The sequence below is a fragment of the Fibrobacter sp. UWB13 genome, from assembly GCF_900177805.1.
Taxonomy (GTDB): domain Bacteria; phylum Fibrobacterota; class Fibrobacteria; order Fibrobacterales; family Fibrobacteraceae; genus Fibrobacter.
Genome location: NZ_FXAX01000001.1, coordinates 2,192,246 through 2,214,136, shown reverse-complemented (window position 1 = coordinate 2,214,136; position 21,891 = coordinate 2,192,246). Strand labels below are relative to the sequence as shown.

Genomic DNA, 21,891 nt, shown 5'->3' with positions numbered 1-21,891 from the left:
TGTTAGTCATTAGTTATTGGTCAATAGTTGCTGGTTGTTGGTTATTCTGCTACTGACTAATGACTATTGACCACTGACCACCCTAAAAAATATCTGTTTATATATTGTTAATACGTTGTGCTTTTGCTGAATGCTTTTTGTTTGAGTCCCGTTAAGGGTGAAAAATTACCCTTTAGGTCGGTTGTAACCCCTTGATAAATACCGACATTTTACTAAATTTGAGTCTCAAAAAAATTCTGTTTTCATAGAAAGGTTTTTATCATGAAAAGAACATTCCAGCCTCACAATCGTAAGCGCGTTAACAAGCACGGTTTTATGGCCCGTATGGAAGACCGTTGGGGTCGTGCTGTCTTGAGCCGTCGCCGTGCTAAGGGCCGTAAGGTCCTCACCGTCAGCGACGAAATCTATAAGAAGTAAGTCGGGGCTGGCTTATAGCCACTCTGCGTTCTTATCGGCTGCCCAATCAGCCCGCTTACCGGCAAGTAGCCGTCCAAGGAAAGTTCCTCCGCGCACCTGCTTTTAGCATGCGATGGATTGAAGCTCCGGACGGTTTTTGTCGTTTCTGCTTCTTAGCCAAGAAGAAGAACGGAAATGCCGTGTATCGCAATAAGTGCCGTAGGATTCTACGTCCACTGTTTTATGGTATTGTCCCGAATATCAAAAAGCCCGTCTGGGCAATGATTATCGTGAGCGACAATTCCAAGGAAATGTCCTCTGAACGTTTCCGCGAGTCCGCCCAGAAAATTTTCCACAAGATGGAATGGGACAAGCAACCGGATGTGGCAGAAGCTTAAAAATGCTCTGGTGGCGGCTTTGATTGCCCCCATCCGTCTATACCAACTGGTACACCCCTATTTTTTCCATGGGGTCTGTAGATTCCAGCCTACGTGTTCAAACTACGCAATTGAAGCTTTACGCCTCCACGGGCCCATCAAAGGTTTCTATCTTGCGGTTTTTAGAGTCTTAAGATGCAACCCCTTCTGCAAGGGCGGATATGATCCCGTTCCGCTCCCTAAGGATAAAAAATGAACAAGAATACACTCATTGGTTCCATCCTTATCGCGGTCATCGTGATTTGGTGGATGGCTGTCAATAATGCAAATGCCGAGGCGCAGGCTGCAGCCCGTGCCGCACAGGCTAAGGCTAAAACCGAAAAGCAGGTCGCTGCAGATTCTGCAAAGTCGCTCGTGATTCCGAGCAAGACTCCAGAAATCAAGGCTGCACCGGTCTTGGGCGGTTCTGAAAACGCTGCCGCTCCGGCTGTGGCAAACGATAGCGCAGCTCCGGTTGCTCCGAAGGCTGAAATTGCAGAACGCTCCGTGACGGTCGAAACCGACAAGTTCATCATGACCCTCACCAACAAGGGTGCTAAGGTCAAGAGTGTTATCGTGAAGGCTCTTCCGGATTCTACCGGCAAGTTCCCGGAACTCATCCAGGATACGACGCTTGGCGCCTTTGACTTGAAGCTCGACAACGCAGACTTGAGCGAAGCGATGTTCGAACTCGGCAACACGCCTGCAAAGATTGTCGTGAACGACAGCGCAAAGGTACAGTTCGCATTCCAGGACGCAAACGGCAACCAGGTCATCCGTTCTTATGGCTTCACCAAGGAAGGTCCGGCAGTCCGTCAAGAAAACAAGTTTATCGGCTTCCAGCCGAATGCCTACGAACTCGCATGGAAGGGCGGTCTCAAGGAAACGGAAGATATCCCGAAGTCCAAGGGCATCATGGGCATCGGCGGTGGTGGCACCTACTACTTCAGCGAAGTCGTTTTCAATGACCGCTATTCTGTGGAACGCGAAATGCCGCGCGAACAGGCTTCTTTCAATGCAACTGAAGGCAAGGTCGTTTGGGCAGGGCTGCGTCGCAAGTACGTCGCCATGACGGTCCAGTTCGATGAAGCTGTTCCGGCTGTGCTCAAGACAAAGCCGATGAAGGTCGAAGATAGCGAAGTTGATCCGGGTACGTACAAGCTTACGATTGCCGACGATTTCCGTGGCGCTCAGTCCCTCAGCTACGACTTGATGATTCTCCCGCTCAAGTGGGATGAACTCTCTGCTCTCGACAAGGACTACGAAAAGATTATCGTGAGTGGTTGGAGCTGGTGCGGTGCAGACGTTTGGTTCGTCTGGATTTGCAAGATGCTTCTCAAGCTCTTGAACCTCTTCTACAGCATTATCCCGAACTACGGTATTGCTATTATCCTCGTGACGCTCATCGTTCGCGGTATCACGACTCCGTTCACCGTGAAGCAGATCAAGTCTACGCGTGGCATGGCCGCTCTCAAGCCGCAGCTCGATGAAATCAACGTGAAGTACCGTACCGACCCGCAGAAGAAGCAGGCCGCTATGATGGAACTCTACAGCAAGAACAACATCAACCCGCTCGCAAGCTGCACGGGTGGCTGCCTCCCGATGCTCATCCAGATGCCGATTTTCATGGGTCTCTTCTTTGTGCTTGGCCGTGCAATCGAACTCCGTGGCGCTCCGGCATTCCTTTGGATTTCTGACCTCAGCCGCAGTGACGTTGTCTGGAACGGTATCAGCATTCCTATCATCATGCCGTCTGGTCTTGCCATCCTCCCGTGGCTCATGGTCGCAACGACCTACTTCCAGACCAAGGTGACGATGAGCTCCAACGCCGGCATGGATCCTGCACAGCAGAAGATGATGGTGTGGATGATGCCTGCCATGATGCTCTTGTTCAGCGCCGTGATGCCGTCTGGTCTCGTGCTCTACTGGATTATCGGTAACATCTGGAGCATTGCTCAGTACAAGTACATCTACAGCAAGTTCCCGCCGGTTAACGGCAACAAGCCCGCAGCTTCTACCAAGCTCAAGGGCAAGAACGTCAAGGACGCTGAAATCGTGAAGTAATTGAAATGCGCGGGCTTTCCCGCCGTGCGATGTCATCCCGGACTTGTTTTCTTTGACCACTTAGCGCTTCAGCGCTTACGTGGTCATGATCCGCGTATGGGGACGGGATCGCCATTTAAAAAAGAAGCCGCACCCGCAGCTTCTTTTTGTATTTCATAGCGTTTTATTCATCATCTGGGTTCGAGTCAGATTCTTCGAAGTCGTAAGGATCGTCTTCAATTTCCTGCTGTTCGAATTCGATGAGCTTTTTACACGTGGCTTTGTCATTGCCTTTGACGATTAAAGCTTTTCGGTCTTCGTCGAGCGTGTAATAGATGTAGGTGAATTTTTCCTTTGCATTTTCGTCATCGCAAGAGTAGAGAACGTTCTTTGTACTACACCCGTCCCCGTATTCAGCCTTGTCTTTTGCACCATCGATAATGTCTGCGTTTATATCGTCGCACATTTGTTTGATGCTTTTTTCGAATGAAGAGCCTTTTTCGACTTCGACGCAGGATTCGTCGATTTCGTCATTTTCTTCATCGACAACATTGTAGACGTAACAGGATACTAAATCTGTTTTAGTATCAGGGGCATTGCTTGAAGATTCGCTCGAAGAATCGTCTCCGCAAGCATAGAAAACGGACATTGACGCGAATATCAATGCAGTGTATTTGTTTTTGAAATTCATAATCAACTCCTTGTTAGTTTTTTTGTTTTAGTTTTAAAATTCGCTTGACGCTTTCGTCGATGCGCGATTCCTTGATTTCGCCTTTTTCGACCGCTTTGACAACTGCATCGAAAACCTGCGTAAATTCTCTGGAACAAAGCACCACATCGACGCCAGCCTGGATGGACTTAATCGCCGCTTCGGCATTGCTGAATTGCTTGGTGATGGCGCCCATGTCCATGGCGTCGGTCACAATAACTCCGTCAAAACCGAGCTCGCCGCGGAGCTTATCCTGCAAAATAACCGATGATAACGTTGCCGGTAAATCATCGCCGGATACTTTCGGGGCTGCAATGTGCGCTGTCATAATCATTTGGGCGCCAGCCTTGATTCCCGCCTTGAACGGGATCATTTCGCATTTGAGCATTTCATCCCAGGTCTTGTCCGTTGAAGCGTAGCCGTAATGCGTGTCCGTGCTTACATCGCCATGCCCAGGGAAATGCTTGAGTGTGCCGATGACGCCTGCGGATTCAAGACCATTCAAATAGCTCACTATAAACTTGGCCGCGGTTTCCGGGTCGTCCGAGAACGCGCGCGGACCGATAACGATGTTGTCTGGATTCGTGTTCACGTCAGCGACTGGAGCGTAGTCAATGTCGAAACCGTATTTCTTGACGTAAGTCCCGATGGTAAATGCGGCTTTGTAAGCCTCTTCCGGGTCATCGCTTTCTGCGATGGCGGCCATGCTTTCGTATTTAGGCACATCGAAATTTTCGTTGTTGGCAATGCGCGCCACGCGACCGCCTTCTTCGTCAATCGCAAGGAGCGGCGAGCCGTTCAGTTCTCTAATTTCTTCAATGAATTTTTTGAGCTGGGTTTCATCTACAATGTTGTGTGCGTAAAGAATCATTCCGCCGATAGGGTAGTCTTTATTAACCGCTAACATGGTCTTGTTGACCTGCTCAAGCTTGTAATCGGGGAGCTCAGCGTATTCGTTCCAATGGATGCTTGTGTCCAATGCTTCGGGGCGCACAAAGAACATCTGCCCGACTTTTTCGCGGATGGACATTTTCTGGATGGCGGAATCTTCAGACGATGGCCCGCTCGAAGAATCGTCACCGCACGCGGTAAGGAAAAATGCTGTCGCCGTACATCCAAGCAAATTCGCAATGACATGCTTTTTGCAAAACATAAAAATACCTCAAAAATTATTCTTCAACATCAAATGTTTTGCCCGCCATCATTTTCAGCAATGCTTTGGGGAGCGATTGTGGAGTCGTGAGCTTGTCTGTGTCGACTGTTTTCTTTTCGCCCTTGATGTCGAAGGAAACTGTAGCCCCGTCGCTAGTCACTTCCATTTTCACCTTGGATCCCATAACGATCGGTACGTTGATGTCGTCGTGCCCGGCGGGAAATCCGCAAATCACAGGAATGTCGTATTCCTTCAAATACTTGGAGAGCATCGCTTCGGTGCTTTCGTAATCGAGGTCTGTTCCGGAGCTTACAAATTCACCAAGGATAACGCCTCTTACATTTTCCATCACGCCGTGAAGCTCAATGGAATGGAACATGCGGTCGATGTTGCGCAAGTTTTCGCCGATTTCTTCCATAAAGAGGATGACGCCGTCATTCTGGAAAACGTCGATGTCGCTAGCGCCGATGAGTGGCACAAATGTTGCCATGTTGCCGCCTACGAGAATACCCTCGGCTTTGCCTTTCTGGTTGTATTTGTGCTTAGGAACTTTGTACGTCGGGACTTCGCCTTTGAGCAAGTCGCGCAGGAGCGTGCTATTTTCATCCTTGCCCTCGGTTTTTGCGATGCTCGAACTCATGGTACCGTGGATGCTCATGACGCCCGCTTTGGTCTGCATGGCGTGTAACGTGGTCACATCGCTATAGCCGATAACCCATTTCGGGTTCTTTTTTACGAGCTGCGGGTCTATCAAATCGACAAGCTGGATAGTGCCGTAGCCACCGCGATTGCAAAGGATCGCCTTGATGCTTGTGTCCTTGAGTGCGTTTTCAAAATCTTCGGCGCGTTCTTCGGCGGTGCCTGCTAACTTGCCTGCTTCAACCTTGCCGACGCTCTTACCGATGACGGGCTTGAATCCCCAGTCCTCGAGGACGTCTGCGGTCTTTTGGATTGTGGAATCGGGTGTTGTGTAGGAGGGCGAAAGGAGCGCAATCTTGTCGCCTTTTTTCAAGAATGCGGGCGCCGTGCCTTCTGCAATCGGTGCGTTTTTCAAGTTCACAGAAGCGCTAGAAGAATTGTCGTCACCGCAACCACCAAGTATCATAGATAAACATAATACAGCTGTTAATCCTATCGTTTTTTTCGACAGGCTAGAACCCCTGACGTTGCAGGACGACATATTTCCAATATCCATAAAGCTCCCCTCTGGATAATTTTTAAAACCCTTCTGTATGGTCTAATATATATATGTTTTGATGTAAAAGTAAACTTTTTGTATCATTTTAGGAAGGAATGATATAATTTAAATGGGGAAATAGATAAATATCACATTTTTTAAGGGGAAAAAGGGTATTTTGATGATTTCGATTCGTCATTTGAAAAAGGTGTACCCGAATGCGACTCCGCTTCAGGATATCAATGCCGAGATTAATCGTGGCGATATTGTGTCGATTATAGGCCCATCGGGAACGGGTAAGTCGACGTTATTGCGTTGTATAAATCTTTTGGAACGTCCGACCTCGGGGGAGGTACTGATTGACGGAAAGTCGATTACGGCACATGGGGCGAATGTACCTGCGATTCGTCGCAAGATGGGGATGGTTTTCCAGTCGTTTAACCTATTCAACCACCTGACGATTATCGAAAATATCATGGTCGCGCAGATGGATATTTTGCACCGTTCCAAGCAAGATGCCTGCGCAAAAGGGATGGAACTTTTGCGTCGTGTGGGGCTTGCGGACAAGGCCGATAATTTACCCGAGGAACTTTCGGGCGGACAAAAACAGCGTGTCGCTATTGCACGTACGCTAGCGATGGACCCTGAAATTATACTGCTAGATGAACCGACGAGCGCTTTGGACCCGACGATGATTGGGGAGGTCCTTGCGGTAATCAAGGGCCTTTCGAATCAGGGACTCACGATGATGATTGTTACGCACGAGATGAAGTTCGCCCGCGATATTTCGACGCGCGTGTTCTACATGGACGAAGGCGTGATTTACGAAGAGGGGACTCCGAAGCAGATTTTTGAAAATCCGCAGCGCGAAAAGACGAGGTTGTTTATCAAGCATTTGAAAGTGTTTGACGAACATCTTGTCGTTGGAAATATTGATTTTATGGGAATCATGAACCGCTTTCTGATCTTTGCTGAAAAGAACCAGATGGACAATCGGACCGTTCGAAACGTGAGCTATGTTCTCGACGAAATGGTGATGCTTGGGCTTGTTCCCAAACTGCCGCAAGGTACGGATATCCGTTTAATGGCGGAGTATTCCGAAGACAACAGCCGTGCAGAAATTCGGCTTGAATTCGCAGGACCGAACGTGAATCCATTGGATGCCTGCGACGAAATCTCAAGACAATTGATTAATGTGGCTACAGAACATTATGAACAAAATGTTGTCAATGGCCTGACCGTCATTCATTTCCATGTCAAGTAGGAGGGCGTTATGAAAAAGATTCTCGAATATTTGGCAGCTCTCATTGCTTTGACGGTTTTGTTGACGGGCTGCGATGAAAAAGTACGTAAAATTGAAAGTGCGGCCCAGCTGAACGACCCGCAATATTCGATTGGCTACGAAGAAGGGCGTGATTCTGCATTGAAGGATGTTCCGCCACGATTTAGAAAATTGCACCTCAAGTACAATTCCATTGCGGACATGAACAAAAACGAGAATCTTGTACTTGGAATGCAAACGGGTTTTGTCTTTGTCGATAAAGAAACGCGCCGAATGCTCCCCAAGGCCGAAATCAAGTATTACAAGTCTACTCCGGACATGGCTTACATGGTGGCGAACGGCAAGCTGGATGGCTTTATCAATGACGAGCCTGTGATCCGCTATGCTGCGCTCGAAAATCCAAATCTTGCCTATATCCATGCCGACTTTGAGCCGATGGATATTGTGATTGTTTTCCCGAAGAATGAAAAGGCTAAAGCTCTCCGAGACGAGATGGATGAGTTTATCGACAAGATGCATCTGTCTGGAATGCTGGATTCGATTGATAACATTTGGCTCGGTGAAGATGAAGAGAAAAAGGTCGTGGAATTCCCGAAGGCAAAACCGGGGATGCCTACGTACAAAATGGCGACGAGCGCCGTGAATCCGCCTTTTGAATACATCAAGAATGGCAAAATTGTCGGTTACGAAATGGATTTGATGGCGCGTTTCTGCAAGGAAAAAGGTTGCGGCATTGAGGTCCATGACGTGGCTTTCGAATCGGTGATTCTTGGTATCGAAACGGGAATGTATGATTTTGCGGCGGCAACGCTTAGCGCCACTCCCATATTCAAGGAGAAAAATTATCTATCGCATCCTATTTACGTTTCTGAATGCGTGATGGCGGTGCAGATTCTTGATGGTAAAGCTAAGCAACAGGTAGCGAAAAATCCTGAAGACATGATTAAAAGCTTGAATCGCGATGGCGCTAAGATTGGCCTTATGACAGGAGGAGTCTTCGATAAAGTATTGAATGAATTTTTCCCGACAGCGAAATCCCTGTTTTTCAATACTTATGCTGATATGGTCAAATCGATTGATGCTGGAAAATTGGATGCCATGCTAGTTGATGAGCCTACCGCAAGGCTTTTGGTAGAAGGTCGTAAAGAAGTTGAAATTGTAAATAAGATTTTAGAAAAGGCTAACTATGCCTTTGCTTTCTCAAAAAGTGAAAAAGGTGAAAAGTTGTGTGCACAAATGACAGAATTTATTCAAAATTCTATCAAACAAGGTTTGCAAACTGATTTGGAATCAGTCTGGTTTGGATCCGATGAATCGCTCAAGAAAATTGATTTGTCAAAGTTGAAAGCGACCAATGGAACACTTCACTTGGCCACGAATGTGGAGGTAGCCCCGTTTGTTTACATTAAGGACAATGCTATTGTTGGTTATGATATTGATTGGGTTGTCCGTTTTTGTGAGGCTTATGGTTATGGACTTGAAATTGTGAATATGAATTTTGAATCCATATTGCCGTCGATCGTGTCTGGCGCAAGTGATTTGGCCGTGGGGGAGATTACCGTTACCGCAGAACGAAAGCGAAGCGTTAATTTTTCTACTCCTGTTTATGATGGTGGAGTCGTTGCCATTGTAAAACGGACTGCAGAAGAAGAGGCTATTGCCCCTTATGAAGAAACCTTTTGGGGTTCTTTAAAGAAAAGCTTCGAGAGAACATTTATTCGTGAAGACCGTTGGAAGCTTGTGGCGCAGGGTGTCGGCGTGACCATCTTTATTTCGATCCTTTCGGGAATTTTGGGCTCGTTGATTGGCTTTGGCTTTTGCATGTTGCGCCTCTCGAGTCGTCTATACGCGAATGTTTTTGCGCTAGGCTACATTCGCCTTTTGCAAGGGATTCCGTCGGTCGTGCTTTTGATGGTGCTGTTCTACATCGTGTTTGCGCGTACGGGGCTTGATGGCGTGTGGGTTGCCATTATCGGCTTTGGTATGAACTTTGGCGCTTACGCGGCCGAAATTATGCGCACGGGAATCTTGGCGGTCGATAAAGGACAAATGGAAGCTGCGCTTGCGCTCGGCTATACGAAACCTCGTGCGTTCTTCAAGATTGTCTTCCCGCAGGCGGCGCACCACTTTTTGCCGGTGTTCCAGGGCGAATTTATCAGCATGGTGAAGATGACATCGGTGGTGGGCTATATTGCCATCTTGGATTTGACAAAGGCGTCGGACATTATCCGCAGCCGCACTTACGAGGCGTTCTTCCCGCTGATTATGACGGCAATTATTTACCTGATCATCATCTGGATTTTGACTCGTGTGCTTACGATGTTACAGCGCAGGCTCGATCCGAAAATCCGTGCGAAGCGCAAGTAATTACATTGTTCCCGATTCAAGTCCCTTGACGGGGACGTAACGCACGGAACCGTCAGCGGAGATGATCATTGCAACGCCCGAGAGGTAATTGACCCAGCGCCATTTCTCGTAGTAGCGCACGTTCGCGTGACCGTTGGTGGTGTAGGCGAGGAGCGGCACGACCAGGTAATCGTGCGTGCACATGACGTTTACGCGTTTCATGGCTGGGAGGTTTGCGAGGATGTTGTTCTTCAGGAGTTCTTCGCTGCGAGTTTCTAAATCGTAGAATGCGTCTGGGTAGGCGCCTGTAAAGCCGTACTTGGAAAATACGACCCAGCCGCCTTCGGCATTGATATAGTTGTTGGCGGTGGCTTCGTCCTTAATGTACCAGGCTCCGTCCATGTAGGGGAGGATGTTGAGCGTGTAGCCCACTTGACCTTTACCAATGGCGATTTCTTCGCAAGTTTCTTGCGTGCGTGTGTAGCCCGAATAACCGTAGTAAAAATCTTCCTTCGCAACGGCAGCGAGGCGTGTGCCTAAATTGCGAGCATACGTTTTTCCGTTGCTAGTCAAGTGGCCGTTCGGGCCCGTGTCATCGGTGCGTTCGCTGTGGCGGATGATGAAGACTGCTTTTTCGTCGGACTTGAGATTTGCATAAACTTCAACGAGGTCTGTAAATCCGTCGGCTTCCTGCGGGGTGGCGACGCGCCATGCGTTTGTGGCGGTTTCGAAGATGTAATAGTTGTCGTGATTTACACGGCCTTCGCGGACTTCCTTGTCGTATTCGCCGGGGCCGAATCCAGCCGTGTCTTTTTCGATGGGCTGTGCAATGCGCCATTCCTTGGAATTTGCATCGCAGATGAATCGGACTCTAGAATGGTCGGCGTGTTCGTAGTCGTTTGCGAAAAGGGCGCTTTGACCTTGGTTCACGTACGTGACTTGCCCTGCGTTGGCGTCCGTGCATGGCTCGAATCCGTAAGCGATAGGAATAAACGCGCGCATGTAACGCTCAAAGTTCGGGATGCTCATGCCCCACGATGAAACGTTGTTGCGGATGTCGTTGTATTTCCAAAGCGTGTCGAGACCTACAATCCAGTCGGCAATTTGAATTTTCCAGTTCTGGTCGTTCCAAGTGCCATCGCCCTTGAGGTCTTCGGCGAGATTGTTCGCAAGATTCATCATGTCGTTCTCGCTGCGCTCGCCTTGAATCATGGCGGAGATGGCAAACAGTGCGGCGCTATATTCGCTGTTCCCGAACATGTCCAAATCTTCGGCAACGGGCTTGTCGGTTCGCCCGTCGGTAAAGTACGGCTGCGAATAAAGCATGACCGTATCAATCCCGAATGCGGCAAATGCTTCGCGCTCCGCCTGCGCTTTGGCTTCGGCGAAGTCAATGTGGTTCATCGTGAGCTGCTCAATGCGCGGGATGGTAATGTGCGTGAGAATGTTCACGTTCGCATGTTCGGGCGAGCATGTCTTTGCAGCAAGTGTAATGGGGTTGTTTGAAACTCTGCCTGTCACTTCGTTGCGGTAAAATCCGGTCGCCCTGATTTTCACGCAGTTGGAATTCGAATGGACTTCGTTAAAGGTGTAGCGGCCGTCATTCGTGAGGATGCAGCCTTCTGCTTTTTGGTAAGTCTCGGTGTTGAATTCCTTGTTCGCTTCGGTGATGGTAACGCTTGTGCCAAAGACGAACGGCCCTTTTTGTGCAATGCCAGAAATCGGCGAAACGAAGCCTTCGACAAAGACCGTGTCTGCGCTACCGACGGTTGTTCCGGTTGACGAAATTTTGTCAACCGCGTGCAAAAATCCGTCGCTGCAGGTGATGCTAAAGTCTGTGGAGTCCGCTGCACTGCGCCAAGAGCCTTTTACGCAAAGTCGCGGCAAGTTCTCGTTCTGCACAAAGAACGCACGACCTTCTCGGCTTGCATCGCAGGCGGGCAAGTTGGCTGCACTCGGAACGGTCAAAGTGTCGAGAAGAGAAATAGGCTGGCTCGGGTCGATATCGCCACCGTTAGAGGGGTTTCCGTCGGAGCCGCAGCCCGCCATCCATAACGATGCCCCAAAAGCAGCAAAACCAATCGCTGTTAAACCAAATTTCTTCATTCCATACCTGCTTTACTGATGTGCTTCTTTTTGTGGAAAGGGGCTAGGTGCAAAAATATATTCAAAATGTCATTATATGTCAGTACGATTTTATAAATTATACCTGTTATTTTGAATAAAAAGAGAGGTATATATGCCACAACAGTCCGAAAACAATACAAATCTGTTCGTTTTACGCGTTTTTCGCTATATGATTAGCAAAAAAGAGAGCTTTAGTATTGATAAGGATGAGCTCGCATTTTACCCCTCTGTTTGCCCTTGTTTCCATTTGATGGAAGGTGAGGTCGGGTACTATCAATCTTTGGCGGATGCCGAAAAGAGTATTCGTAAAATCGTCAAGAAAAAATCAAATGACGCCTATGGCTTTTTAGTGACGGAATTGCCGCTGGGATCTTTGATGCACTCTACAGACTATGTTTCGTGCTGGCGTTACCTCGAAGATGGTTCTTTGTGGCTGAAAAGTGAAGGACCGAGTAATCTCCCGAGACAGTTGAGGGTATGCAATAAAGAACCTTATAATGGTCGTGACCCCAAGACGATTCGTTTTAAGCAAGGGGACATTGTAGAAATCCCGCGGAATGATTACGCTCAGCTTGCGATTGTGTGGAATACGCCGTCTACTGCAGAGCAAATCGAAAAAGTCCGTGAGCAACTTCGTAATTCTAAGGATGGAGCGAGCCCGCTTTTAAACGAATTGAGCATGGGTGATTCCTATAAAGTCGTCACTTACTCTGTGTCGGAAAATGGAGCCGTAAATTATTGTGTTTCTGATGAACTTTCCGTGAACGTACTTCCGCCTTCGAGACCTGTTCCGCGCAAGTTTGCGACTGAACTTCGCAATCAGCTGAAACGCGCCCAAGAGGAAGAATTCGACTTACCGTTTTAAGGAACGCTAGTAAACGTATAATGTGAATTTTGTCATGCCCGCCTCTGTGCGGGCATCTCCATCAAGAGCATTTATTTCTTCAGCTTGTCAATCAGGCGTTTAGCGGGGAAGCCGACGAGCTGGAAACCTTTTTCCCAGATAAAGTCCTTGATGCGCTCTGCACGAGTCTCATTGCATTTCGGGAGCCAACTCTCGTCAAAATCGGCGTCTAGCCCGGCTTCTAGAATGAGTGCGGTGTAGTCCTTGTTGAGCGCATCGTAGGCATGATGGCGTACGAAGTGTTTCTTTTCTTCGTAGTTGAAACGGCGTTCCAGAAGCTTGCGCTTTACGAAACCAGCACCTTGTTGGATGAGCTCGTCGTATGCGAAGAACACGGGACGTTCCGTGTGGTAGAGCGATTCCATGATGACTTCGGCTTCGGTGAATTTTTCACTTAAGCCGACTTCGAGCTTGCGGGTGACATCGTAGAATTCGGTCTGTTCGGGAGTCTCGAAAATGTGCAAGAAGAACACGCCGAGTGCGGCTGGTTTCATGTACAAGAAGAACGATTGCAGGTGCGGTGCAAATTCGTCATTGCTTGTGAGCGAGACGACGTCGGCGTTGCTTTGTTCGGCGCGTTCAAAGAATTCTTTGAATTTGTTTTGGTAATAGACGATGGAATCGTTGATGAGCAACAAGCGTTCCACATCGCGCGTGATGACGCCGGGAACGTAGTTGCCGGCAGCGTCTGTTCGGTTCGCCTGCAGTTGCAAATAACGCCGCCACATGCCAAAGTCAAATCCGCGATTTTCGGTGAGGAAAAGCTCGATGTGATTTTCCTTCAGAAAATCGTAGGTGTCGTTCGAAAGCGTTCGGCGGTTCGTGAGGAGGACGACTTTGAAGTCGGTCTCGGCAAGATGCTTGAGCGCAAAACGGACATAGCCGGGGAGGTCTTCCCCGGTTTGGTAACTGGCATAGAGGGCGACTTTATTGCATGCGTCCATCAGCTATCTTCCTCTGCGGCCTCCGCGGCTGCTGCGTCCGCGACCTTTTTCGCTAGATCTGCGGCCACGTCTTGCTTCACGCGGCTCGCTTGCTACATGGAATCCTTCGCCGAAATCACGGGAGTCTCGACCTCCGTGTTTCCCACGCTTGTCGGAACGGCGGCCTTCATCGAATTCGTCACGGCCCTTGCGGAAACCGCCACGTTCACGAGAATCGCGTCCGGTGCGTTCAAAAATCGGACCATCGAAATCGCGACGTCCACGGCGACCGCGAGAAACGTATTCCGGTTCGTAATCGTCGTCTTCGTCCGGCTGGCTTACATAGCCGAGTGCTTCGGCGGCCGCAGCGCGGTCAGCTCTTTCATTGAAATTGCGAATGTCGCGTTCGGTATCTTCGCGGGTACGGCGCTTCTTCGGTTCAGGGCTCAGCTTTTCGGTGATGCTGAAATCTGCCTGACCGCGCAATGGGTCAACTCTGAGGAGTTGAACCATCACCTTGTCGCCACGGCGGAAGGTGCGGCCGCTACGCTTGCCAAATGCAAGACCCTGGTCCGGATTGAACACGTAAAAGTCATCGCCCGTGATATCGCGGTAGCGCACAAGACCTTCGGCAATCGGATCGTCGATAGAAACGTAAATGCCCCATTCTTCGATGCCTGTTACATTTGCTTCGAAGCTATCGCCAATGCGGCTCTTCAAAATCCAGCAACTGCACACCTTGATGGCGATGCGTTCCACCTTCATGTTCTTGATTTCGTTTGCAGAAATCAAGTCGCAAACTTCAATCACGCTGTTCACGCGTTCGGCGTCGATTTCCTTACCCTTGCGGGCGAGTTCGCGATGGCACCAGAGGTCCGCGTAACGGCGGATCGGCGAAGTGAAGTGGCTGTAATCCTGCCAGTTCAAGGCGAAGTGCCCGAAGCTGTTGCTGTCGTAATGGGCCTTCTGCATACTGCGCAAAATGCGGTTCGTGAGCGTCTCGTCACCGGCGGCGCGCTTCACCAAGTGTTCGTAAAGCTTGAAGGCTACCGGGTTCAAGTTTGTATCGCCGCTGCGCGGCTTGCCTAAGTCGCGCAACATTACCGGAGCGTCCTTGAACAGGTCCGGGTACATGTAATAGAGTTCCATGATGTCCTTCGTGTCCGGAGCTTCATGGATACGGTAAATGCCTTGCAGCTTGCGCTGCTTGAGTTCCTTCGCGCAGCAATTGTTCGCGATGAGCATGCATTCTTCGACCCAGGAATTCGATTCGTCGTGTTCGCGCGGGAAAATCTTGACTGGTTCACCGTTTTCGTCAAACTTGCAACCGTATTCGGTTGTCTGGAATTCGAGCAAGCCATCCTTGGTGCGGTTCCTCTTGAGAAGTGCCGTCACTTCGGCGAGAGCCTTGATGGAATCGTCGCCTTCTTCCATCATCTTCACTGCCTGCTGGTACGTGATGCCCTTCGTAATGTTCACGACACTGCGGTGGAAGTCCCAACCGAGAACATTTGCTTCCTTGTCCAAGTCGATCATGCAGGTGAATGCGCAACGGTCTACGCCTTCGTGCAAACTGCAAACGCCGCTCGAAAGCTTTTCCGGGAGCATCGGCACTGCCGTCCACGGCAAGTATTGCGTATAACTTCTTTCAAGAGCTTCTTCGTCGAGGTCAGATCCTTCAGGCACGTAGTAGCTCACGTCGGCGATGTGCACGCCGAGCTTGTAACCACCATTCGGCTTGCGTTCCACGCTGATAGCATCGTCGTGGTCCATGGCGCCTTCGGGGTCAATGCAGAGAATGTCGAGCTTGCGATAATCCACGCGGCCCTTGAAATCCTTTTCGGTCGGTTCTGTAATGGAGGCCACGTACTTTTCAATAGCGGGGCTAAAGCCCTTGGGCAAGTTGCTCTCTTCCATGAACTTTTTCTTGACTTCGTCCCAAGTCACGTTCATGATTTCTGCGGAGCGGTCGACCTTCGCCAAGTAGCTGTGCTTGAGCTTCGGGTGCGGATAAAGCGTGAAGCTGATGGTCTCGCCTTCCTTGCCCGGCGCCTGTCTGCGGTGGCACATTTCGTACACCTTGCCCGTATCGATTTCGGTCACCTGCCAGTCTTCGTCACCGGTCTGGTGCAGAATGCCGCGCTTCACGCGTGTGCCGGAATCCTTTTCGGTCTGGCGACGGCTGCGTGCGCCTGGACGGCGGTTGTCTTCAACTCCCTGCTCTGCAAGCTTTTTGCGGCGCTTTTCGCGCTTGTCTTCGAGCGGTTCGCCATCGCCCAGCTGGTATTCCTTGTGGGCGGAACGCTTGAGAACACCGCGCTCGATCATGTCGGCGAGGAGTTGCTTAAAAGCCATCTTCTGTTTTTTCGGGAGGCCGAGAGCGCTGCGGAGCTGGCTCCCTACCATAGGTTCGTCACGAAGGATTGCAATAATTTGTTCTTCGCTCGGTAATTCCTTAGCCATAATTAAGCCTCCTTGTTTTCTGTTGCCGCTTCTTTTGCTGCGGCAAGTTCCGCCTGCTTGTACGGCATTACGGATTCAATTAAATCGTGCGTTTCGTCGCGGAGATCGGCCATCGGCTTCTCGGCGTAATCTTCATAACGGATCAGCGGGTGAACGACCATCTCGACGGTGCCGGAATAGACCGCCCACTTGACCTTCGGGAGAATCTTTCCGGTATTGATAAATGTAACTGGCAAAATGTCAAAGTGCTGTTCTTTTGCCAAACGGAAAATTCCATTTTGGAACTTGAACATGTGCCCGTCTTCGCTGCGGTGGCCTTCGGGGAACACGACAATGTTGTAATTGCTTTCGAGGCGCTTCTTGAGGATTTTGCCGAGGCCTGCGTTTTTGCGCGGGTTCGTGTGGATAGGAATGTTGCCGGAGCGGTTCAGGACCCAGCCGAATACGGGCGCTTTCCAGAGGCTTGCCTTCGCCATGAATGACGCCGACGTGATGGAATGCCAGACGACGTTGATGTCCAAAAAGCTCTGGTGATTGGCGACGATGACGTAGTTTACGCCCTTTGGAATGTTTTCTGCCCCCTTGACCGCGACTTTAATGCCGAAAAGCTTGAAAATAATGTTCCTGAAGGCGAAAGTGCAAATCTTGGTGCAGTTTTCCCAGTGCCCGCGGATACCGCAATAGAGGGTGTAGGGGATACCCGCAACAACCATGATAGTGAAAACGACGATGTAATAAAAGAGTGCAAGAATAGCGCGCATGGTCTCTGCTTGTTAAAAGTGAATATTAGACCTGTTTATTAGGTCCCTATGGGCTTAATGTATATTTTTTGAGTGGGTTGAAACAGTTGTTTTTATTATATTCATCGAGAAAAACATGGAGTTTTAAATTATGGAAATTAAATGGCTTAATCCCGATGCTCAGTTTGACCGTCTCGTTTTGGCGGGTGATATCGGTGGTACGAATACGAACCTTGGTCTTGTGGGCTACAAGGATGGCAAGTTTACGCTCATTCTCGAAACCGTTTGCCCGAGCCAGTGCATTGAAGGACTCGACACCCCGATCCGTGAAACGCTCAAGGCAGCAATCGAAAACCGCGCGGATTTGAAGCCGTCCCACATCTGCATCAGCGCCGCAGGTCCGGTGGCAAACAACAAGTGCGTCATGACGAACCTCCCGTGGTGCGTTGACGGCGATGCTATTACGAATGCAACCGGCATCCCGACCCTCGTGATTAACGACTTTATGGCTATTAGCTATGGCATCCCGACCCTCGACGTCGATGATCCGAAGCAGATTCTCAAGTTCAAGCACACCGACGGTAGCGAACCGAAGCCGCAGGCTGCCACGAAGGCTGTGATTGGTCCGGGTACGGGCATGGGCGTTGGCTTCCTCGCATTTGACGGTCAGAAGTACATTCCGGCTTGCTCCGAAGGTGGCCACTCTACGTTTGCTCCGTTCGACAAGGAAACTCAGGACTTCCGCGACTACATGGAAAAGCGCATCGGCACGGTGCCGGGCGTTGAACCGCTCGTCTCTGGCATGGGCCTTGCTCACCTCTATGAATGGTGGCGCGACACGAAGGGCGTACCGCAGAACGATGCCTTCAAGAAGATTGAAGAAACCGATTGGCACGACCGCCCGAAGTACATCAGCCGCGCAAGCGATACCGATCCGGTGGCTGCCGAAATGATGCGCATGTTCGTGAAGATGCTTGCCCGCTTTGCTAGCGACGCTTGCACGTTGTTCCTCCCGCTCGGCGGTTTCTACCTCGCCGGTGGCACGGTGCAGAAGGACCTCCGCTGGCTCGAACGCGATAACTTGTTCATGACCTGGTTCGAAAAGAACTATAATCCGAACATCCGTCCGCTCTTGAACAAGATCCCGGTGTACCTCATCAAGGATTACAGCATTAGCTTGTACGGCGCTGCCAACGCAAGCCTCAATTTGCAGAAGTAATTGAGAAATTAAAATTTCGAATTGCTAAAAATTTGAACAGAAAAAGCCGGACTTTAAGTCCGGCTTTTTCTATGTCATGCCCGACACCGATCGGACATCTCCCTTTGAAATTTCTCTGTTAGGAAATGTCGCACCTCGTCATCCTGAGGAGCGAAGCGACGATGGATCCAGTTATTTCTTTTTTAAACTTGCCAATGCAAACGCGAGCGATATCGCAATCCCGACAAGCGGCAAGTAAGCGGGGCTTTGGATTTTTGCGGTGGAGGCGAGAATTGCGGGGATGAGCCCGAAGAGCCCGCCGATAATCACGCCTGCGTACCAGAGCGTTTTCTTGACATTGAACTTTTTGTGCGCGATGATGGCGACTGCGAGCGGGGCGACAATGCCCGGCGTGTAAACGGAGTACGCCATCGTCAAAAGTCCGATGATGTCTTTACCTTGGAGTGCAAGGTATGTGGCGATAATGCCGATGACAACGACTGAAATGCGCACGACAGAAATGCGACGCGTGTTCAGAATGTCGCTCCCGAAAATGGCGGCGGAATTGATAAGGCATGTATCTGCCGACGAAAGGAGTGCTGATAAAAGCCCGACGGAAAGGAGGGCGGCAAGCGGGAGCGGGAGCACGCCGGAGGCGAGGCGGAATAGCGGATTTGTGGTGGAGCCTGCTGTAGCGGGGGCGTAAGTGGCGGCCCACATGCCGAGCAAAACGATAATCACGCTAAAGGCGAGGATGGCAAAACTGCCAGCGACAACAGCCTTGCGTGCCGATGTGGCATCTTTGGCGACGAGGTTTCTGGAAATTACATCGGGGCCAAGGAAATAAGCGCCGCCGATTGTGAATAGCATAATGGCTAAATCGCTAGCACCGAATTTTTCGTTCAAAAGATTGAAGTTGCCGAAAGTCGCGAGACCTGCGTTACCCGCTGTCGAACTGCTGGCGGCGAGATTGCCAGCGGCTTGGAGTGCTGCATTTTCGGCGCCCGAGAATCCGCCGAACAGATAAACGGCAGCTGCAAAAAATCCGAGCGTCAAAATCCCAAATTGCAAAGCATCAGTGCGGACAACAGAAAGTTGCCCGCCCAATAGCGTGTAGACAATGACGATTACGGCGGTAATCAATACGGATTGCGTCCCTGCATCGTGACCGAGCACAAGCCCGATGAATCCTGCGACGGCTGCAAATTGTGCGGCGATGATTCCGATCCACGAAACGGCGATGATTAAAGCGACAAGCTTTCGACCTGTTTTGCCGACTGTCTTTTCTGCAATTTCGGGGAGCGTGCGCACGTCAAGATCGTGAACGGGTTTGCTCAAAAATGCGGCTTGAAACCAGAACCCAATAGCTCCAACGGCGAGCCACCAAAAGGCGGCAAAACCGATGCTCTCGGCACGTGCGGCAATGCCCACCGTTGCTGATGCCCCAAGGACTGTTGCCATGAGGCTCATGAATACGAATGGGGAGCTTTGCTTGCGACCTGCAACAACATAATCGTCAAAATTCTTGACTTTGAACAAGTCTCGAATGCAGATGAAACCGAGAACAAAGAAGTATATGAGTAATAGCTTCATATCGACATGAAAAGGCGATGCCCGATTAAATCGGGCATGACAGGTTTACGACGTTGTAAAATTAGAAATTTTAGAGATTGCCGTATTCTCCGATGTCGGGGATGAGTGTTCCCGATTTCATGTGGTACGTGCGATTGCTGTAGCCAAATGCCGATCGGTCGTGCGTGGCGACAATGACTGCTGCGCCTGATTTTGCAAGCCTTCCGAAAAGGCTGAAAACCTTGCGGCTATTATCTTCGTCGAGATTGCTTGTCGGTTCATCGGCGATAATCAAATCGGGATTGTTGACAAGAGCACGTGCGATGGCGACTCGGCGCAATTCTCCACCCGATAAGTTGGCGGGGTATTCGTTTGCCAAATGAGCGATGCCGAGCTTTTTGAGGAGGCTCTGGATTTGCTCCTTGTCGATGCGTCGCTTGTAAAGGCTTGCAGCGAGTTCGATGTTTTCGGTTACGGTGAATGCGGGCAAGCAGGCTGCATTTTGCGGGATGTAGCCGATGCGCTCGTTGCGTAACTTTGAACGGTCTTCGTCATTCAAAGTGTAAAGCGGTTGTCCGTCAATGGCGATGCTGCCAGATGTTGGTGCACTGATGCCTGCGAGGGCGTTCAAAAGCGTGCTCTTGCCACTTCCGGATTCTCCGAAGATGACCGTGTAATCGCCTGACCAGGCGAAAAAATCGGCGTTGTTGACGGCTGGGAACTTTTCACCGCGTCGGGTATATTCTTTTGTAATGTTGTTACCATTGAGTATCATTAAGTTTCCTCCTTTAAAGCCGAGTAAACATCTAGACGGCCAACTTGTTTAGCTATTCGATAGGCGGCTCCTGTGCCTGTGATTGTGGGAATGAATATTGCAACGATAATAATCGCAAAAATGGTTAGTGCGCTCGGAAGCAAGAACGGTACGGATAAACTGTCGATAATGAACACGCGGAACGAGAGCGTTGCAAATACGCTGATAAACGCGCCTACGACAGTGCCGATGATGGTTGCGAGCAATGATTCGCCAAGAACGATGTGTTCCAATCTCTTTTGCGTGAAACCGATGACGCGGAGTGTTGCAAATTCGCGCTTGCGCTCGTTTGCAGAAATTGAAAAGGCTATGGAAACGGCGGCGATGGAGACAATCAAGAAGAATACGGCGATAACCCATACGATAATCTTGAAAGAACCTGCCGTGGCGATGACGTTATCGAATAAATCCTTGCGCGGAATCACGTGGATGTTGTCGAATTTCTCGTGAAGCGTCTGCGAAATTTTTTCGAAGTCTGCACCTTTTTCGAGATTCGCAAGAATCGCGGAAGGTTCGCCTTCGGAAATGAAGTTGATACCTTTTTCTTTCGCTGCTTTCTGCAAGATTTCGATGGTCCCGACATCGGCAAAAATGGCTTGGTCAAGCTTATTACCCATGCGTTCTAGGTGTGCTACGACAGTAAATTCCTGATCGAAGAACTTGATTTTCCCGGATTCATCGACTTGAATGTCGCTACCCGCGATTACAGAACCAATGGGAAAGTCTTTCTTGTATGTTTTGCGAATCCACGGCTTGATGGTAAAATCGGTCTTGGAATCGAAACCGATGATGTTGACTTTTTTATCGCAGCAGCTAGATCCGAGCGTGGAAAAATAAAATTGCGATGTGGCAATTTTGATTCCAGGAGTTTTTCGGGTGAATTCGAGAATTTCTCGGGGGAGCGTGCGATGGCTTAATTCTCCTTGCAAGAGAACTGGTTGGTCTTTTGCTTCGCTACCGTATGGAACGATGAGCAAGTCTGCGCCCATGCGCGATGAGAGCTGTTCCAGGCCTGCGTCAAGGCTTTCAGAAAAAAGAGCGCTTGATAAAAGTGTTGCCGAAGTGACTGCGGTTAAGATGACAAGTCCAATGCTTCGGAACGGATGACGCCAAAAGTTTGTATAAATAATTCTAAGTATGATTTGATTCATTTAAAGTCTCCTGTCGCGTTATACTGCGATTCAATAAGTAAATGCTGTTGGCGATTCCAACGAGCGCAATGACGATTCCTGTGATTTGCAAAACCGGGGAAGAAATGGAATGACAATGCATGTGGGGTGCTGCGCAAACGCCTACAATCACGGCGGGTACAAGGGCTGTGAAAACACCGCCTGCAATCACTGCTGCCGATAATGCTTTTTGTGCTTTCGGGATCGCGATATAGGCGATACCGAAAATCGCGATGACAATGCCGATAATTCCGTCAACACTAGAGGTCTTTTGGCAGCGCATGATCATGTCTCCATGACCCGAGCAAAATGGAAGCAGAACAAATGAAAGTAGCGAAACGAGAACGCCGAATGCAATTGCTGTTGCGCCGAATAAAATACCTTGTTTCATAATGACCTCCTAGATGACTTTTTGTTTTTGTTCGATGCCAAATATAGAAGGCAAATATGAGTTTGTCC

Annotated in this window: 19 protein-coding genes; 8 read left to right on the top strand and 11 right to left on the bottom strand. The window is 49.7% G+C overall.

What is annotated here, in order from left to right:
• Positions 1-261: 261 nt before the first annotated feature.
• From rpmH to B9Y77_RS09240, 4 genes are read left to right on the top strand one after another with little or no spacing between them, the layout of a single operon-like run.
• Complete coding sequence (rpmH, locus tag B9Y77_RS09255) at positions 262-417, top strand: 50S ribosomal protein L34 (RefSeq protein WP_014546417.1); 156 nt, start codon at positions 262-264, stop codon at positions 415-417.
• Between the two features lie 14 nt (positions 418-431).
• Positions 432-794, top strand: coding sequence for a ribonuclease P protein component (locus B9Y77_RS09250; protein WP_348536613.1), 363 nt, complete (start codon positions 432-434; stop codon positions 792-794).
• A complete protein-coding gene (gene yidD / locus B9Y77_RS09245; RefSeq protein WP_014546419.1) occupies positions 778-1,029 on the top strand; it encodes a membrane protein insertion efficiency factor YidD in 252 nt (83 codons plus the stop codon). Before B9Y77_RS09250 ends, yidD begins: the two co-directional genes overlap by 17 nt.
• Complete coding sequence (locus tag B9Y77_RS09240) at positions 1,026-2,876, top strand: YidC/Oxa1 family insertase periplasmic-domain containing protein (RefSeq protein WP_085491329.1); 1,851 nt, start codon at positions 1,026-1,028, stop codon at positions 2,874-2,876. Before yidD ends, B9Y77_RS09240 begins: the two co-directional genes overlap by 4 nt.
• Before the next feature lie 163 nt (positions 2,877-3,039).
• Here the strand turns inward: B9Y77_RS09240 and B9Y77_RS09235 are convergent, their stop codons facing one another.
• Genes B9Y77_RS09235 through B9Y77_RS09225 form a run of 3 tightly spaced genes read right to left on the bottom strand, consistent with a single transcriptional unit; the run spans position 3,040 to position 5,822 of the window.
• A complete protein-coding gene (locus tag B9Y77_RS09235; protein ID WP_085491328.1) occupies positions 3,040-3,546 on the bottom strand; it encodes a hypothetical protein in 507 nt (168 codons plus the stop codon).
• Positions 3,547-3,559: 13 nt separating this feature from the next.
• Positions 3,560-4,717 carry a beta-N-acetylhexosaminidase gene (nagZ, locus tag B9Y77_RS09230; RefSeq protein ID WP_085491327.1) on the bottom strand — a complete coding sequence of 386 codons (1,158 nt, stop codon included), beginning with the start codon at positions 4,715-4,717 and terminating at the stop codon, positions 3,560-3,562.
• A gap of 16 nt (positions 4,718-4,733) precedes the next feature.
• Positions 4,734-5,822 (bottom strand): S66 peptidase family protein, encoded by a 1,089-nt coding sequence (locus tag B9Y77_RS09225; RefSeq protein WP_254899978.1) that lies wholly within the window; start codon positions 5,820-5,822, stop codon positions 4,734-4,736.
• Positions 5,823-6,075: 253 nt separating this feature from the next.
• Here B9Y77_RS09225 and B9Y77_RS09220 point away from each other — a divergent pair, with 253 nt between their 5' ends.
• Both B9Y77_RS09220 and B9Y77_RS09215 read left to right on the top strand, forming a co-directional pair.
• The gene (locus tag B9Y77_RS09220) at positions 6,076-7,158 is read left to right on the top strand and encodes an amino acid ABC transporter ATP-binding protein (RefSeq protein WP_085491326.1); all 1,083 of its coding nucleotides are present in this window, start codon (positions 6,076-6,078) and stop codon (positions 7,156-7,158) included.
• 9 nt (positions 7,159-7,167) lie between these two features.
• Positions 7,168-9,543: an ABC transporter permease subunit gene (locus B9Y77_RS09215; protein ID WP_085491325.1), complete on the top strand. Its 2,376-nt coding sequence runs from the start codon at positions 7,168-7,170 to the stop codon at positions 9,541-9,543.
• Here B9Y77_RS09215 and B9Y77_RS09210 read toward each other — a convergent pair whose 3' ends face one another.
• Positions 9,544-11,628 (bottom strand): histidine phosphatase family protein, encoded by a 2,085-nt coding sequence (locus B9Y77_RS09210; RefSeq protein WP_085491324.1) that lies wholly within the window; start codon positions 11,626-11,628, stop codon positions 9,544-9,546.
• A gap of 190 nt (positions 11,629-11,818) precedes the next feature.
• Between B9Y77_RS09210 and B9Y77_RS09205 the strand changes: the two genes are divergently transcribed.
• The gene (locus B9Y77_RS09205; protein WP_254899977.1) at positions 11,819-12,514 is read left to right on the top strand and encodes a hypothetical protein; all 696 of its coding nucleotides are present in this window, start codon (positions 11,819-11,821) and stop codon (positions 12,512-12,514) included.
• Between the two features lie 71 nt (positions 12,515-12,585).
• Here the strand turns inward: B9Y77_RS09205 and B9Y77_RS09200 are convergent, their stop codons facing one another.
• Genes B9Y77_RS09200 through B9Y77_RS09190 form a run of 3 tightly spaced genes read right to left on the bottom strand, consistent with a single transcriptional unit; the run spans position 12,586 to position 16,700 of the window.
• A complete protein-coding gene (locus B9Y77_RS09200; RefSeq protein WP_085491322.1) occupies positions 12,586-13,497 on the bottom strand; it encodes a hypothetical protein in 912 nt (303 codons plus the stop codon).
• Positions 13,498-13,500: 3 nt separating this feature from the next.
• Complete coding sequence (locus tag B9Y77_RS09195; RefSeq protein ID WP_085491321.1) at positions 13,501-15,939, bottom strand: ribonuclease R family protein; 2,439 nt, start codon at positions 15,937-15,939, stop codon at positions 13,501-13,503.
• Positions 15,940-15,941: 2 nt separating this feature from the next.
• On the bottom strand, positions 15,942-16,700 hold the full coding sequence (locus B9Y77_RS09190; protein WP_085491320.1) for a 1-acyl-sn-glycerol-3-phosphate acyltransferase: 759 nt from the start codon (positions 16,698-16,700) through the stop codon (positions 15,942-15,944).
• 130 nt (positions 16,701-16,830) lie between these two features.
• Between B9Y77_RS09190 and B9Y77_RS09185 the strand changes: the two genes are divergently transcribed.
• Positions 16,831-17,898: a glucokinase gene (locus tag B9Y77_RS09185; RefSeq protein ID WP_073423791.1), complete on the top strand. Its 1,068-nt coding sequence runs from the start codon at positions 16,831-16,833 to the stop codon at positions 17,896-17,898.
• 171 nt (positions 17,899-18,069) lie between these two features.
• Here the strand turns inward: B9Y77_RS09185 and B9Y77_RS09180 are convergent, their stop codons facing one another.
• The 4 genes from B9Y77_RS09180 to B9Y77_RS09165 form a co-directional block, all read right to left on the bottom strand.
• Positions 18,070-19,470 carry a sodium:solute symporter family protein gene (locus B9Y77_RS09180; protein ID WP_085491319.1) on the bottom strand — a complete coding sequence of 467 codons (1,401 nt, stop codon included), beginning with the start codon at positions 19,468-19,470 and terminating at the stop codon, positions 18,070-18,072.
• 70 nt (positions 19,471-19,540) lie between these two features.
• Positions 19,541-20,224 (bottom strand): ABC transporter ATP-binding protein, encoded by a 684-nt coding sequence (locus B9Y77_RS09175; RefSeq protein ID WP_085491318.1) that lies wholly within the window; start codon positions 20,222-20,224, stop codon positions 19,541-19,543.
• Positions 20,224-21,414, bottom strand: coding sequence for an ABC transporter permease (locus B9Y77_RS09170; RefSeq protein WP_085491317.1), 1,191 nt, complete (start codon positions 21,412-21,414; stop codon positions 20,224-20,226). The genes B9Y77_RS09175 and B9Y77_RS09170 overlap by 1 nt, the downstream gene beginning before the upstream one ends.
• A complete protein-coding gene (locus B9Y77_RS09165) occupies positions 21,395-21,823 on the bottom strand; it encodes a DUF4418 family protein (protein WP_073423787.1) in 429 nt (142 codons plus the stop codon). The genes B9Y77_RS09170 and B9Y77_RS09165 overlap by 20 nt, the downstream gene beginning before the upstream one ends.
• Positions 21,824-21,891 lie beyond the last annotated feature (68 nt).

Excerpts from the sequence above, each read along its gene's own strand:
- B9Y77_RS09225 (WP_254899978.1), bottom strand. The coding sequence starts at position 5,822 with ATGATACTTGGTGGTTGCGGTGACGACAATTCTTCTAGCGCTTCTGTG.
- B9Y77_RS09205 (WP_254899977.1), top strand. The coding sequence starts at position 11,819 with ATGATTAGCAAAAAAGAGAGCTTTAGTATTGATAAGGATGAGCTCGCA.
- B9Y77_RS09180 (WP_085491319.1), bottom strand. The coding sequence starts at position 19,470 with ATGAAGCTATTACTCATATACTTCTTTGTTCTCGGTTTCATCTGCATT.
- B9Y77_RS09165 (WP_073423787.1), bottom strand. The coding sequence starts at position 21,823 with ATGAAACAAGGTATTTTATTCGGCGCAACAGCAATTGCATTCGGCGTT.
- B9Y77_RS09210 (WP_085491324.1), bottom strand. The coding sequence starts at position 11,628 with ATGAAGAAATTTGGTTTAACAGCGATTGGTTTTGCTGCTTTTGGGGCA.
- B9Y77_RS09185 (WP_073423791.1), top strand. The coding sequence starts at position 16,831 with ATGGAAATTAAATGGCTTAATCCCGATGCTCAGTTTGACCGTCTCGTT.
- B9Y77_RS09235 (WP_085491328.1), bottom strand. The coding sequence starts at position 3,546 with ATGAATTTCAAAAACAAATACACTGCATTGATATTCGCGTCAATGTCC.
- B9Y77_RS09195 (WP_085491321.1), bottom strand. The coding sequence starts at position 15,939 with ATGGCTAAGGAATTACCGAGCGAAGAACAAATTATTGCAATCCTTCGT.
- rpmH (WP_014546417.1), top strand. The coding sequence starts at position 262 with ATGAAAAGAACATTCCAGCCTCACAATCGTAAGCGCGTTAACAAGCAC.
- B9Y77_RS09175 (WP_085491318.1), bottom strand. The coding sequence starts at position 20,224 with ATGATACTCAATGGTAACAACATTACAAAAGAATATACCCGACGCGGT.
- B9Y77_RS09220 (WP_085491326.1), top strand. The coding sequence starts at position 6,076 with ATGATTTCGATTCGTCATTTGAAAAAGGTGTACCCGAATGCGACTCCG.
- B9Y77_RS09215 (WP_085491325.1), top strand. The coding sequence starts at position 7,168 with ATGAAAAAGATTCTCGAATATTTGGCAGCTCTCATTGCTTTGACGGTT.
- B9Y77_RS09240 (WP_085491329.1), top strand. The coding sequence starts at position 1,026 with ATGAACAAGAATACACTCATTGGTTCCATCCTTATCGCGGTCATCGTG.
- B9Y77_RS09190 (WP_085491320.1), bottom strand. The coding sequence starts at position 16,700 with ATGCGCGCTATTCTTGCACTCTTTTATTACATCGTCGTTTTCACTATC.
- nagZ (WP_085491327.1), bottom strand. The coding sequence starts at position 4,717 with ATGTTTTGCAAAAAGCATGTCATTGCGAATTTGCTTGGATGTACGGCG.
- B9Y77_RS09200 (WP_085491322.1), bottom strand. The coding sequence starts at position 13,497 with ATGGACGCATGCAATAAAGTCGCCCTCTATGCCAGTTACCAAACCGGG.
- B9Y77_RS09170 (WP_085491317.1), bottom strand. The coding sequence starts at position 21,414 with ATGAATCAAATCATACTTAGAATTATTTATACAAACTTTTGGCGTCAT.
- yidD (WP_014546419.1), top strand. The coding sequence starts at position 778 with ATGTGGCAGAAGCTTAAAAATGCTCTGGTGGCGGCTTTGATTGCCCCC.